Source organism: Tabrizicola fusiformis (assembly GCF_013328815.1).
In the GTDB taxonomy this organism is placed as follows: domain Bacteria; phylum Pseudomonadota; class Alphaproteobacteria; order Rhodobacterales; family Rhodobacteraceae; genus Fuscibacter.
In genome coordinates, this window is the sequence record NZ_JABUHN010000004.1 from 357919 (window position 1) to 371114 (window position 13196).

14 protein-coding genes and 1 tRNA gene are annotated in these 13196 nt (G+C 66.1%); 3 read left to right on the forward strand and 12 right to left on the reverse strand.

From position 1 onward, the window contains the following. Positions 1–53 precede the first annotated feature (53 nt). From HS053_RS08840 to HS053_RS08885, 10 genes are all read right to left on the reverse strand, one after another. Positions 54–1124 (reverse strand): AbrB family transcriptional regulator, encoded by a 1071-nt coding sequence (locus HS053_RS08840; RefSeq protein WP_174210852.1) that lies wholly within the window; start codon positions 1122–1124, stop codon positions 54–56. Beyond that, positions 1111–1518 carry a cupin domain-containing protein gene (locus tag HS053_RS08845; protein ID WP_174210853.1) on the reverse strand — a complete coding sequence of 136 codons (408 nt, stop codon included), beginning with the start codon at positions 1516–1518 and terminating at the stop codon, positions 1111–1113. The genes HS053_RS08840 and HS053_RS08845 overlap by 14 nt, the downstream gene beginning before the upstream one ends. Further along, positions 1511–2275 carry a hydroxypyruvate isomerase family protein gene (locus HS053_RS08850; RefSeq protein ID WP_174210854.1) on the reverse strand — a complete coding sequence of 255 codons (765 nt, stop codon included), beginning with the start codon at positions 2273–2275 and terminating at the stop codon, positions 1511–1513. The genes HS053_RS08845 and HS053_RS08850 overlap by 8 nt, the downstream gene beginning before the upstream one ends. Next, positions 2272–3336, reverse strand: coding sequence for an Ldh family oxidoreductase (locus tag HS053_RS08855; protein ID WP_174210855.1), 1065 nt, complete (start codon positions 3334–3336; stop codon positions 2272–2274). The genes HS053_RS08850 and HS053_RS08855 overlap by 4 nt, the downstream gene beginning before the upstream one ends. An 81-nt stretch (positions 3337–3417) precedes the next feature. Beyond that, positions 3418–4935, reverse strand: a complete 1518-nt coding sequence (locus HS053_RS08860) for a tripartite tricarboxylate transporter permease (protein ID WP_174210856.1) — start codon at positions 4933–4935, stop codon at positions 3418–3420. 1 nt (position 4936) lies between these two features. Continuing rightward, a complete protein-coding gene (locus HS053_RS08865; RefSeq protein WP_174210857.1) occupies positions 4937–5410 on the reverse strand; it encodes a tripartite tricarboxylate transporter TctB family protein in 474 nt (157 codons plus the stop codon). 30 nt (positions 5411–5440) lie between these two features. Next, positions 5441–6391 (reverse strand): Bug family tripartite tricarboxylate transporter substrate binding protein, encoded by a 951-nt coding sequence (locus HS053_RS08870; RefSeq protein ID WP_174210858.1) that lies wholly within the window; start codon positions 6389–6391, stop codon positions 5441–5443. Positions 6392–6602: 211 nt separating this feature from the next. Next, positions 6603–6905: a DUF4387 family protein gene (locus HS053_RS08875; protein WP_174210859.1), complete on the reverse strand. Its 303-nt coding sequence runs from the start codon at positions 6903–6905 to the stop codon at positions 6603–6605. Next, positions 6898–8256 carry an acyclic terpene utilization AtuA family protein gene (locus tag HS053_RS08880; RefSeq protein ID WP_174210860.1) on the reverse strand — a complete coding sequence of 453 codons (1359 nt, stop codon included), beginning with the start codon at positions 8254–8256 and terminating at the stop codon, positions 6898–6900. Before HS053_RS08880 ends, HS053_RS08875 begins: the two co-directional genes overlap by 8 nt. After that, a complete protein-coding gene (locus HS053_RS08885; RefSeq protein WP_174210861.1) occupies positions 8253–9353 on the reverse strand; it encodes an isocitrate/isopropylmalate dehydrogenase family protein in 1101 nt (366 codons plus the stop codon). Before HS053_RS08885 ends, HS053_RS08880 begins: the two co-directional genes overlap by 4 nt. A gap of 139 nt (positions 9354–9492) precedes the next feature. Here HS053_RS08885 and HS053_RS08890 point away from each other — a divergent pair, with 139 nt between their 5' ends. The 3 genes from HS053_RS08890 (at position 9493) to HS053_RS08900 (ending at position 11446) form a co-directional block, all read left to right on the forward strand. After that, complete coding sequence (locus HS053_RS08890; protein ID WP_174210862.1) at positions 9493–10413, forward strand: GntR family transcriptional regulator; 921 nt, start codon at positions 9493–9495, stop codon at positions 10411–10413. A gap of 35 nt (positions 10414–10448) precedes the next feature. Further along, positions 10449–11249 carry a lytic murein transglycosylase gene (locus HS053_RS08895; protein ID WP_174210863.1) on the forward strand — a complete coding sequence of 267 codons (801 nt, stop codon included), beginning with the start codon at positions 10449–10451 and terminating at the stop codon, positions 11247–11249. 122 nt (positions 11250–11371) lie between these two features. Beyond that, a tRNA-Glu gene (locus HS053_RS08900) sits at positions 11372–11446 on the forward strand. A gap of 35 nt (positions 11447–11481) precedes the next feature. Here HS053_RS08900 and HS053_RS08905 read toward each other — a convergent pair. After that, positions 11482–11844 carry a winged helix-turn-helix domain-containing protein gene (locus HS053_RS08905; protein ID WP_241699796.1) on the reverse strand — a complete coding sequence of 121 codons (363 nt, stop codon included), beginning with the start codon at positions 11842–11844 and terminating at the stop codon, positions 11482–11484. A 62-nt stretch (positions 11845–11906) separates the two neighbouring features. Continuing rightward, the gene (locus tag HS053_RS08910; RefSeq protein WP_174210864.1) at positions 11907–12692 is read right to left on the reverse strand and encodes an IclR family transcriptional regulator; all 786 of its coding nucleotides are present in this window, start codon (positions 12690–12692) and stop codon (positions 11907–11909) included. Positions 12693–13196: the final 504 nt, after the last annotated feature.

Below are 13196 nucleotides of genomic sequence, written 5' to 3' on the forward strand. Positions count from 1 at the left end.
CAGACATCCGGGGTGACCTGCCCCCCGGAAGATGCGCTCCGTGCCGCAGCCCCTTACCCCGCCGGGGGGGAATTGCGCAGCAGGCGGAACAGGATCGGGGCGCCAAGGATCACCAGCAGGATACGGGTCAGGTGGTGGACGATGACAAAGCCCAGATCCGCCCCGACCACCAGCGCCAGCATCGACATTTCGGCCTGACCGCCGGGGGTGAAGGCCAGAAACGCCTCGACCGGCGGGGCAAGGCCGGTCAGGGTCACCACCTCGGTCACCAGCGCGGCCAGCGCGGCCAGGATCACCACAAAGGCCGCGCCGCCTGCCACCGTATCGCGCAATTCGCGCAAGGTGACGCCGACGTAACTGACCCCGATGCCCATGCCGATCAGGAATTGCGCCGCCAAGAGCGCCTCGCGCGGGGGGCGCAGATGCAGGATGCCCGCCAGCGACAGCACCGCCGCCACGATCAGCGGCCCGAGGATGGCCGCGCCGAACAGCCCGATCCGCTCGCCACCTTTCCAGCCGATCAGCGCGGCAGCGGCCATGACCGCCATTTCCGCAAGCGGCAGGTCAGCGGCGGGCTGTCCCACAGGGTGGCCCAGGCTGACGCCATAGACCTGCACCAGAACCAGCGGCGCCACCACCATGATCACCATGAGCCGCGTCACATGCACCAGCGACAATTGCCGCACATTGGCGCCCGCCTCTTGCCCGAAGAGCGTCATGTCGGCAGCTCCCCCCGGCATCGCGGCGTAAAATGCCGTCACCGTGTCAAAGCCGCAGACCCGGCGAAAGAACGGCACCCCCACCAGCCCGATCACCGCGATATAGAGCGGCACGATGGCCACCGAGGCCAGCATCGAGGGCAGCGTGGCGATCAGCGCGGGCGTCACCGTGGCACCGATCGCCACGCCCAGAACCGAACGGGCGGCCACCGAAATCTGCCCCAACCCGCGCAGCGGCAGCCCCGCCAGCGCCGCCAGAAGACAGGCCGCCATTGGCCCGAAGAGAAAGGGCAGCGGCAACCCCGCAAGGTAAAATCCCCCTACCCCGGCAAGGGCAAGGGCAAGGGTCAGGGCCTGTTGCAGGACGGGATGCGACAGGGCGGCACGGGGGTCAGGCGCGGGCATGGCCATGCTCAGCGTCGATGCTGCGGGTCTCGCCGGTGGCGATCATGGTGCGGGTGGCATCCACCGTGGCATAGGTCCAGAAGATTTTCATCGGACGGTCGGTTTCGTTCAGAAAGCGGTGCGGCACATTGGCGGGCACCCAGGTGGTGTCGTGGGTGTCCAGATGGTGGCGGATGCCGTCGATCTCGACCACGGCCTGCCCTTCGATCACCATGACGCTTTCCTCGCAATTGTGCAGGTGCAGGGCGATGGCGGCCCCCGGATCAAAGGCGGTGATGCCGTTGATCAGGCTGGTCGAGCCGCAGCGGCGGGTGACAAGCGGCGTGGTGCGCGCGCCGCCGCCCCGGTCGTTCGAGGGCAGGTCGGCGGGGCGCAGGATGGCGGGATCAGGCATGGCATTCTCCGGCAAGGGGGGCGGCCCAGCCGGGCAGAAAGCCAAGGCTTTCTGCGGTCGGGCCGGTGGGGATGTATTCAAAACCGATGGCACCGGAATATCCGGCACCCAGAAGGGCGCTCCGCAGCGCAGGCAGGGCCAGCGTGCCGCTGCCCGGCTGGTGCCGCCCGGGATGGTCGGCGATATGGACATGGCCGATGCGGGCGGCATGGGCGGTGGCCCATGCCACCGGGTCATGGCCCAGAATAGCGGCGTGATAGCTGTCAAGGAGCAGCGCCGGGGCGCCGCCGAAACGGTCTTGCAGCGCCATCGCCTGTTCCAGCCTTGCCATGTGATAGCCGGGAATCGTAATCGCCTCGATCAAAAGGCGCAGGCCGGTGCCCGCGACCTGCGCCAATGCCCAGCCGATATTCGCCTCATAACAGGCCGTATCGCCGCCCACCCCCGCCATTGGATGGACAAAGGGGCAGCCGGTGGCCAGCGCATAGTCCGCCGCCCGCCGGAACCCGGCGCGAAAGGCGTCCTCACGCCCCGGCAGCGCCGCAAGCCCCTTCTCCCCCGCCTGCCCCATGCCGGAGGACACCTGCGACAGCACCAGCCCGAGGTCATCGAGCCTCTGCCGCATCTCGGTGGCAGGGATCGCCCAGGGTTCGGGATGTTCAACGGCGGTGAACCCGGCCTGCGCCGCCGCCGCCAGCCGGTCGGCCAGCGGTTCTTCGGTGAAGAGATAACCGATATGGGCCGAAAGCCGGTTCATCCCGCCATGCCTTGCGGAAAGGTCACGCCCGCCGCCGCCCCTTCGGCCACCAGATCGGCGATCACATTGGCGGTGACGGGGATGCCATCGCGCAGCCTTTGCACCTCGCGCCGGGCCTCGGGTTCGCCGGGCAGCAGGATTTCCTCCACCCCGGCGGCGCGGGGCAAATCCTTGATCCGGGTGTAGAATTCATCCATCCGGGCGCCGAAATCGGTCAGCGACAGGAAGAGGTCCGGCTTCAGCGCAAAGAACAGATGGCCGACGTTCTGCGGTTCGGAATGGTCGAAGTAGAGGCTTCTCACATCGCCGCCGAAATTCGCCCCGGTCAGCACGCCTGACATCAGGTCCATCAGCGTGCCGAGGACCGAACCCTTGATGCCGCCGAAGGGCAGGCAGACCCCCTCGAACGCGCGGGCGGCGTCGGTGGTGGGGTTGCCGTCAATGTCCAGCGCCAGCCCCTCGGGGATCGGGTCGCCCTTCATCGCCGCCAGCCGGATCTTGCCGCGCGCAATCACCGTCATCGCCATGTCCATCACGAAGGGCGGATGCTTGCCGCCCGGGATGCCCGCCGCGATGGGGCTGGCGCCCAGAAACGGCGTCCGACCGCCCCACATGGCGATGGCGGGCGAGGAGTTGGTGAAGATCAGCGAGATATAGCCCCGCTCGATCGCCCGCAGCGCATAGGCCGCGCCCATGCCGAAATGGGTGGAGCGATGCACCCCGGCAAGGCCGATCCCCATTTCGCCGGCAATGTCGCAGGCGGTGTTCATCGCCACATCCGAGGCGATGAAGCCCATGCCGTTGTCACCATCCACCTGCGCCACGGCACCGGCGACCCGCGTCACCTTTACCTCGGGGCGCGGGTTGACCAGACCGCGCCGCAACCGCTCCAGATACATCGGAATGCGGCTGATGCCGTGGCTGTCCACGCCGCGCAGGTTTGCCTTGACCAGATCACCTGCGATCAGGGCCGCATCTTCGGGGCGCATTCCGGTGGTGGCAAAGATCGCCGTGGCAAAGGCTGTCAGGTCTTCGGCACGGAACAGGCGGGTCTCGGTCATGGTCGGGCACCTCTTGCGGACAGGCTGGGCCAGCCCGGCCGCGCGGGGCGGCCGGTCAGGGTTGCAAACGGGCAGGTCGCCTCAGATCGACGAGCTTTCCCCGGTCGGGTCGATCTTGCGGGTCCGGCGCCAGTGCAGCGCGGCCGGAACCACCACGATCAGAACCGACACCGCCACCAGCACCGCCGACAGGGGGGTAGAGACAAAGATCAGCGGATCGCCCTGCCCCACCGCCAGCGCCCGGCGCATCTGCACCTCGGCCATCGGGCCCAGGATCAGCCCGATCAGCACCGGCGCGATGGGAAAGTCATAGACCCGCATCATGTAACCCAAGAGACCCACGCCGAACATCATCGCCAGATCCACCCAGGAGTTCGACACCCCCCAGATGCCGACCAGCGAAAAGATGAGGATACCGGCGTAAAGATAGGGCCGCGGGATGAAGAGCAGCCGCACCCAAAGCCCCGCCAGCGGCAGGTTCAGGATCAAAAGCATCAGGTTGCCGACATAGAGCGAGGCAATCAGCCCCCAGACCAGATCGCCCGAGTTGATGAACAGCATCGGCCCCGGTTGCAGCCCATAGTTCTGGAACGCCGCAAGCAGAATGGCCGCCGTGGCCGAAGTGGGCAGCCCCAGCGTCAGCAAGGGCACCAGAACCCCGGCGGCGGCGGCGTTATTCGCCGCCTCCGGCCCCGCTACGCCCTCGATGGCGCCTTGACCGAATTCCTCGGGGTGTTTGGTCAGCTTGCGTTCAATGGTATAGGACAGGAAGGTCGGAATCTCGGCCCCGCCCGCCGGCAGCGCACCGATGGGAAAGCCCAGGAAGGTGCCGCGCAGCCACGGCTTCCACGACCGTTTCCAGTCCTGTTTCGTCATCCAGATGCCGCCCGCCAGCGGGTTGAGGTTCGGCTTGTGCAGGCCGAAACGGCTGGCGACATACAGCGTCTCACCGATGGCGAAGAGCGAGACGAGAACCACCGTCATCTCCACCCCGTCCATCAGATCGGGCACGCCAAAGGTAAGCCGTTGCAGGCCCGAAGCCTTGTCGATCCCCACCAGACCCAGCGACAGGCCCAGAAACAACGAGATGAAGCCGCGCACCTTGGACGTGCCCATCACCACCGAAACCGACAGGAAGGCCAAGAGCATCAGGCCAAAGTAATCCTGCGGACGGAAGATGAAGGCCAGTTCGGCAATCGGTGGCGCGAGAAAGGTGATGCCCAGCGTGCCGATGGTGCCCGCCACGAATGACCCCAGCGCCGCGGTGCAAAGGGCAGCCGCCCCCCGCCCCTGCCGGGCCATCTTGTTGCCCTCAAGCGCGGTCATCATCGCACCGCTTTCGCCGGGGGTGTTCAGCAGGATCGACGTGGTGGAGCCGCCATACATCGCGCCATAGAAGATGCCCGCGAACATGATGAAGGCCGCCGTCGGCTCGATATACACGGTCACGGGCAGGAGAAGGGCAATGGTCAGGGCCGGGCCGATCCCGGGCAACACGCCAATTGCAGTGCCCATGAAGGTGCCGACAAAGGCCCACATCAGGTTTTGCGGCTGCAGGGCCACGGAGAACCCGTTCATCAGTCCGGTGATCGAGTCCATGCTATTTCCCCATCAACGGAAGGATGCCGCCCAGTTGCACGCCCAGCTTGCGGAACAGCCACCAGCACAAGAGCGAAAAGCCAAGACCCAGCAGCAGGTCCAGCGCCCAGCGGCGCGACTTGAACGCCGCCGCGATCAGCACGAAACAGCCCGCGCAGGTGATCACGAAGCCCAAGGGCTTCATCGTCAGCATCGGCAGCGCACAGGCCGCCGCCGCCAGACCCAGCGCCTTCCATGAAACGCTGTGGTCGTCGTTCACATCCTCGGCGCCCTGTTCCTCGAACGAAACGCCCCTGCGGATCTGCAGCGCCAGCATCAGGCCCAGCAGCACCAGCCCCGCCCCGATAGCCGAGGGCAGAAAGCCCGGGCCGACATAGGCGTGCTGGTCGAACTGGGGAAGCTCGGCGGCCTTGATCAGCACGATGGCCCCCCAGCCCATCGTGCCCGCCGCGATCCAATAGGGGCGTTCCGTCATGTCATGCATCCTTTCAGGACGTTGGGCCGGTTACTTCACCAGTCCTGCATCCTTGAGGATGGCGCCGATGCGGGTCTTTTCGTCATTCAGGAAAGCGACGAAATCGTCACCGGCCAGATAGGCGTCTTCCCAGCCCTGCTTGGCAAGAATCTCTTTCCACGCGGCGCTGTCATGCATCTTGGCAAAGCGGTCCAGCCACATCGCGCGGCCTTCGGGCGTCATGTCGGGCGCACCGACGATGCCGCGCCAGTTGCCGACGACAACCGGGATGCCCGCTTCGGTCAGGCTGGGGGCGTCGATGCCCTCCACCCGGCCTTCCGAGGTGACGGCGATGATGCGGATACGGCCCGCTTCGGCCATCGACTTGAACTCGGACACGCCCGAAACCGCCACGGTCAGCGTGCCGCCACCCAGCGCGGTCACGGTTTCGGCGCCGCTGTCGAACGGGATGTAGTTCAGCTTGGCCGCATCCAGCCCGCTTTCCTTGGCGATCAGCGCCATGACGATATGGTCCACCCCGCCCGCCGAACCGCCGCCGATCGAAACCGCGCCAAGGTCTGCCTTCATCGCCGCGACCAGATCGGCCACGTTCTGGATGGGCGAGTCGGTGGCCACGGCCACAACCCCGGTGTCATTGGTCAGCCGCACCAGCGGCGTGACATCATCCAGCGTCACCGGCGAGGAGTTGAGCAGGATGCCGCCCACCATGATTACGCCCATCGACATCACCGCGTTGTCGTTGCCGCGGTTGGCGCCGACAAACTCGGCCAGACCGATGGTGCCGCCCGCGCCGCCCTTGTTGGTGAAGGTGGCGCCATCGCTGAAGATACCTTCCTTGGCCATGGCGTCGAACGGCAGGCGGGCCATGGCGTCATAGCCGCCCCCGGCGCCGCCGGGCGCCATCACCACCGCCGGATCGGCAAGGGCCGCAAAGCCCGACAGCGACAGCGCAAGGGTCGTCGCAAAGACAGTTCTGATCATGGTATTCCTCCCGTTTTTCATCAGAATATTGCCCGGCAGCGCCGGGATTCGGACTTTGAGGAACCGCCTCCTCGCGGCTGTCTCAAAGAAAGGCTACGCCAACAAAACCCGTGAAACAATTGCATCTTTGCAGAGTTTCCGGCCGGTTCTTCAGGCGTTGTTCGCAGATTTTTCCGTTTGCAGCAGGTCCATGTGCCGGTCACCGCCCGGCTCAGGCAATCTCCATCTCTTCCAGAAGACAGGCCCAGCCCGCGCCGTGCATGTCGCGGTCGGCTCTTGTGCCCTGCACCACCGGGCGCGGCACCGAAAACTTCACGACATTCAGCGACGGAATGTCGAACCGCTTCAGAAGCTGGAGGTCCACCCCGAAGAGCCGCGCCACGGCGGCATCCTGCAACCCGGCGCGGACCCGTTCATAGGTGGCGGCATCGTCGCAGAACACATCCACCGTCAGCCAGAACGGCCCGGCATTCTTGGAACGCACCTTGCTGACCAGCGATCCCAGTTCAGCCATGACCGACCTCATGCGTTTCAAGGGTGAAGGCCGCCATCGGATCGTCCAGTTCCATCACATGGTTCAGGCAGAATTCATACAACGCGCCGCGCTGCATCTCGGCTGGCGAGAAGGGGAAGGCGAAGGTCGGCATCGGCTCGTCCTCGGTCAGGGGATGGTGCAAGAGGTAGGGGTTCAGCATCTTGCCAGCCTCGGCGGCGGCCTCGGGGGTGGGACAGGTCAGGATGCCCAGAACGCCCACCTCGACCGGCAGGTCGCGGCGGTTTTCCAGCCCGCCCAGCGTGGCATCCATCCCGATCAGCCGCAGTTCCACCGTGAAATCTTCGGCGGCAAGACCCATGCGGGTGATGATCTTTTCCGTCACCCGCGCCTTCACATCCGCAGCCCATTCGGCGGCATGGCGCACATAGCGGCGGTCGCGGATCACCGCGAGGCCGACCGTCTGATAACCCGCGATCCGCGCGCCCTCGAGCTTGACCGTATAGCGCCCCGGCACCCAGACCGAGCCTTCGACCCGCACCCGGCGCCCGTCCAGCGCGCGGTAGTCCGAGCCGGTCACGTCCAGATGGCCGCCCGGCTCATACAGGATGAACGGATCGGAGTTTTCGTAAAGCATATGGGCCGAAACGGTATAGGGCGTTGCCGCCGCTTCGGGGGCCATCGGCTCGACCGTAAAGCCCTTGGCGTCAAAGTCGATCTGGATCACCCCGGAATTGGGATGGGTGGTGGCCAGCGCCCCGCATTCGCCCACCTTGGCGCCATGCCAGGCCCCGCCCGGATTGTCGCCCCGCACCAGCGGCAGCGCCGCGATGATGGCGGTGTCGGTGGTGCGGCCCGCGATCACGATATCGGCGCCGGTGGCCAGCGCCGCCGCGATCTGCTCGGCCCCGGCCAGCGCCACGATATTGCTGCAAGCGTCGATCACCGCGTCGGAAATCTCGGGTGCCGCCGACAGGGGCCGGATGCGCCCCGCCGCCAGCGCCGATTTGACCGATGCCGCCGCCTGCCCCGATTTCAGCGTGGCGACCTTCACCCGCTGGCCGGTTTCCTGTGCAATTTCGCGCGTGATGTCGAAAAGCCAGTCCACCGCGCTGTCGGCGCCGCAGGTGCCCGCCGTGCCGATCACCAAAGGCACCCCGGCGGCGGCCCGCGCGACCATCAGCTCGCGCCATTCCGCCTTGGTCGAGGCGCGGGAGTATTTCGACACCCCCCGCCCCAGATAGGACGGCCCGCTGTCGGTGGAACCGCCATCGACGGCAATGATGTCGGGCCGGTTGGCAACCCCAAGGTCAAGCGCCTTGCGGTCATAGCCAAGGCCAAGGGCGCCGGTGGGCACCAGAACGCGGGTCATGTTCCGCTCTCCTGTGGTTCAAGAATGGGTCCAGTTTCGGCGGCTGCGAGCAAGGCGCAGACCTGTGCGGCAAAAGCATCGGTGCCCAAAGGGCCACCCAGATCGGCGGTGCGGCTGGCGGGATCGGCCAGTGCGGCTTCGGTTGCCGCCTCGATCGCGCGGGCGGCGGCGGCAAAGCGCGCGCCGCCCCGCGCCGCAAACCAGTCGAGCAGCATCGCCGCCGACAGGATCAGCGAGGTCGGGTTCGCCTTGCCCTGCCCCGCGATATCGGGGGCCGAACCATGCTGCGCCTGTGCCACGCAAACCGTAGCCCCCTGATTGAGCGAACCGCCCAAACCCAGACTGCCGCAAAGCTCTGACGCCTCATCCGACAGGATGTCGCCGAACATGTTGGTGGTCACGATCACGTCGAAGCGGTCCGGCTGGCGGATCAGCAGGGCCGCGGCGGCATCGACGATCACCTCATCCAGCATCACCTCGGGGAATTCTGCCGCCACCTTGCGCACCTCGCGCAGGAAAAGCCCGTCCGACAGTTTCAGCACGTTGGCCTTGTGAACCGCCGTCACCCGCTTGCGCCGCGTCATGGCCAGCCGGAACGCCGCCAGCGCCACCTTGCGGCTGGCCGCTGCGGTGATCTTGCGCACCGACAGCGCCATGTCGGGATCGGGCATGAACTCACCCGAACCGGCAAACATGTTGCGGTCGGAGTAGAAGCCTTCGGTATTCTCGCGCACGATGACCAGATCCATCGGCTTGCGCAGGATCGACAGACCGGGGCGCGACCGGCAGGGGCGGATATTCGCCGTCAGGTCAAACTGCACCCGCAGCGCACCCGAGGGGTTGATGCCGCCCTTCTCGCGCGGCGGATAGTCGTAATGCGACACCGGGCCAAGGATCACCCCGTCCACCTGCGGCACGCGCTGCAACACGGCTTCGGGCAGCGTGGTTCTCTGTGCTGCCAGCGCCTTCAGCCCGATGTCGGCCTGTTCCAGCGCCAGCCCAAGACCAAAGCGCGCATCCACCGCCGCCAGAACCCGCAAGGTGGCCGCCGTTATCTCGGGGCCGATACCGTCGCCGGGCAGGACAAGCAGGCGCATGAAGGCTCCGCAGCATGGTTTTTTGAGATTACAAAAAGCCACTACCCCGAGTCGCGGTCTTTTGCAAGCACAATGAACCAACCCCCTTGGCAGGCGGCCGCCGTCATGCGAAAACCACACTGCCGCAGCGGACCGTCCCATGCCCCCGATCACCAGCGCCCTTGCCCGCCAGATTGCCCGCTTCGTGCAGTCCGAAGCCCTGCCCGCCGGGGCGCGGCTGACCGAGCGCAGCCTGGCCGAGCGGTTCCGCGTCTCACGCTCGCCCATCCGCGCCGCGCTGCGCGAACTGGAGCAGGCGGGCCTTCTGGCCCTTGGTGCCAGCGGCGGCTTTCACCTTGCCGACCCGGCCCGGGCCGAAGGTCTGGCCGATGGCCCCGCCGCCGATGATGAGGATGAAGAGGTCTATCTGGCCATCGCCCGCGACCGTCTTGCTGGCCAGATTCCCGACCGCATCAGCGAGAACGAATTGCTGCGGCGCTATGGCATCACCCGCCCGCGGCTGCAAAGCCTGCTGCACCGCATGTCGGAAGAGGGCTGGGCCGAGCGGCTGCCCGGCCATGGCTGGCAATTTCTGCCCGTCCTCACCTCGCTTGAAGCCTATCGCCAAAGCTATCGTTTCCGTCAGGCGATCGAACCCGCCGCCCTTCTGGAACCGGGCTTCCGGCTGAACGCCCCGGTGCTGGAGCGCCATCTTGACCAGCAGCGCCGCCTTGTGGCGGGCGAGGTCACCACCATTTCGCCGGTGCGGCTTTTCGTTGTGTCCAGCGCGATGCATCATGCGATCATCGACTGCAGCCAGAATGCCTTTTTCATCGAAAGCCTGCGCCGGGTAGACCGGCTGCGCCGCCTGATCGAATACCGCCAGAGCGTTGACCGCGAAAAGGCCCGGCTGCGCTGCGCCGAACATGTCCATATCCTTGAGCTGATCCTGCAAGGCCGCAACCCCGAAGCAGCCGAGGCAATGCGCCGCCACCTGACCGCACTTGGCCCGATCAAGGCGCAAAGCTATCCCCAGCCCGCCGCAGGCGAAGGCTTGCACCCTGCCGCCGGGCAAGGCTAAGGTGCGGCAACGCATTGTTCCCAAGGGGTTCCCAGGTGTTTTTCCGCATTGCCGCTGCCGTCTCGCTGATTGCCACCCTGCAGGCCACCTCCGCCAGCGCCGCCCCCTGCGGCAGCACCTCGGCGGGGTTTGAAGACTGGAAGTCGGTGATGGCCGGTGAAGCCAAGGCCGCCGGCGTCGGCAAGGCCGGGATCAAGGCGCTGATGGGGGCCAGCTATTCCAAGGCCACCATCGCCGCCGACCGCAACCAGAAAAGCTTCAAATACACGCTGGACAAGTTCATGGAGGTGCGCGGCGCCAAGGCCATCGCGGCACAGGGGCGCAAGCGGCTGGCCAAGAACCCCGATTTCTATGCCAGCCTCGAACGGCAATATGGCGTGCCTGCGGGCATCCTGCTGGCCATCCATGGCATGGAGACGGGGTTCGGCAATTTCATGGGCGATACCAATGTCGTCTCGGCCATCGCCACCCTGGCATGGGATTGCCGCCGCAGCGGGTTCTTCACCCCGCATCTCCTCGGCGCGCTGAAACTGGTGGATCAGGGCTCGATCAGCACCGCCACCGTCGGGGCCAAGCATGGCGAGTTGGGCCATACCCAGTTCCTGCCCGGCAATGCCCTGGCCTATGGTGTGGATGGCGATGGCGACGGTCGGGTGGACCTGACCGATCTTGCCGATTCCATGGCCACCACCGCCAATTTCCTGCGCCAGAAGGGCTGGAAACCCGGCAAGGGCTATGCCGAGGGCGAGCCGAACTTTGCCGTGATCAAGGAATGGAACGCGGCCACGGTCTATCAGAAGGCCATCGCCCTGATCGCCGCCCAGATCGACCGCTGACCCCCGCCCCCTTACCCGCCGCCCTTTTGCCCGGCCCCGCGTTTTGCCCCTTGCGCCCGCGCGGCCCTGCGATTAACAAGCGCCCAGTCTGCACGCACCCAAATCGCCGCAGACCGCCCAGTGGCCCGTTCGTCTATCGGTTAGGACACCTGGTTTTCAACCAGGTAAGAGGGGTTCGACTCCCCTACGGGCTGCCAATTTCTCCCTTCAAACGGCGGAAGTTGGCGCGATGTCACCCGTCTGTGACGCCCGGTTTGCCTTTCGCCGCCAGCATCGTTTCCAGCGCAGCAATCTCCTGCGCCGAGGCCGCGAGGGTTTGTTCCAGGATGACGTGGTAAAGCTGCAGCACGCGCTGGCCTGTTTCGGTCAGATGGGCGCCGCCGCCGCCGGGGCCGCCGCGGGCGCGGGTGACCAGAGGCTGGGTGAAGGCGGTGTTCATCTCTTCCACCAGCATCCAGGCGCGCTTGTAGCTCATCCCCATGTCGCGCCCGGCGGCGGCGATCGAGCCGGTCCGCGCGATCCCTGCCAGCAGCTCCGCCTTGCCCGGGCCGAACATCGCGCCGTCAAACAGCAGGCGGAGTTTCAGGATTGTCATGGCGTGGCCTCCAGCCCCGGTTATTCGAAGAAACCTCTTGGCAATCAAGGGATTTCGCAGCCCTAGCCCTGTTCGGGGAAATGCCAGTCCCCGGCGGCGGCGGCAATCTCGCCTGCGATCTCTTTCAGGCGGGCCGCCTGCGCCTCAAGCGTGGCAAGGCTGCTGCGGGCGGTGGTCGAGGTGACCGAGAGCGCCCCGATCACCCGCCCGCCGCGGGCCAGAATCGGCACGGCGCAGCAGATGATCCCCGGCTCATGCTCTTCGCGGTCAAAGGCATGGCCGATGCGCCGGATCTCGGCCAGTTCCGCACGCAGCCTTTCGGCACTGTCCAGCGTGGCCGGGGTAAAGCGGTGAAAGCTCTGCCGCGCGATGGCCGCCTCAAGTGCCGGCGCCCCCAGATGGGCCAGCATCGCCTTGCCGACGCCGGTGCAATAGGCCGGGCCGACCTTGCCCGCACCGGAAAACATCTCGACCGGGCGGGCGGCATTGCGTTTGTCAACGTAAAGCACCTGCCCCAGATCAAGCTGCGCCAGATGCACCGTTTCGCCGGTTTCCGCCGAAAGCGCCTCAAGCCAGGGCCGCGCGATGGGGGCGAGCGAGGCCGTGGCCCAGGCCGCATGGGCCAGCCGCACCAGCCGCAGGCCCAGGGTATAGCTGCCGCGCGCCGCGTCATAAGACAGCATCCCCTGGTGTGTCAGGGTCTGCAAGAAACGGTAAAGCGTGGCTTTCGGATAGGTGCTCTGCGCCAGAAGCTCGGAAAAGCGCACGGGGCGGCCATGGGCGGCCACCGCCTCAAGCACGTCCAGCGCCTTGCCGACCGTTCCGTCTGACCCGCCATCCTGCGGCATCACCCCTCCTGCGCCCTATGGCGGCACTTTGCCCGCAGGGTTTCCGATATTCAAGACCGCGTGCCGGATAGTGAAACCTGCGGGGGTGATTGCAGGCAAACCGCGGCACCTGAAGAGGCGCTTGCACCCAAAGCTTGCGCCATGCAGAAGGCGTCAGATCGAACCCTGCCCCGAACAATCTTGAGAACTGAGCGTGATCGCAAAACCCGAAGCGACAGGAAATCTTGGCCGCCGAACCGCACCACGGTTCGGGGGTGTCTTTGACGTTGCCAATGTGATTCCTCAACCGCCGCAGGTAACCAGCCACCAGAAGGCAAATCCTATGGCCGAAGCGAGCTGTGGCCAATAAACTCCATGCCGGATCTGAATGCGGACTGGATCAGGGTGTGCCAAAATCAGTTCGCAGACGCGCTTAAGTATTGTGATGGGCTCTGTTGCACAAATCCCGTGAGGGATTCATCTCGTGAATCCAGCGTGGTAGCCGGCGTGCATGAGCAGACCCAT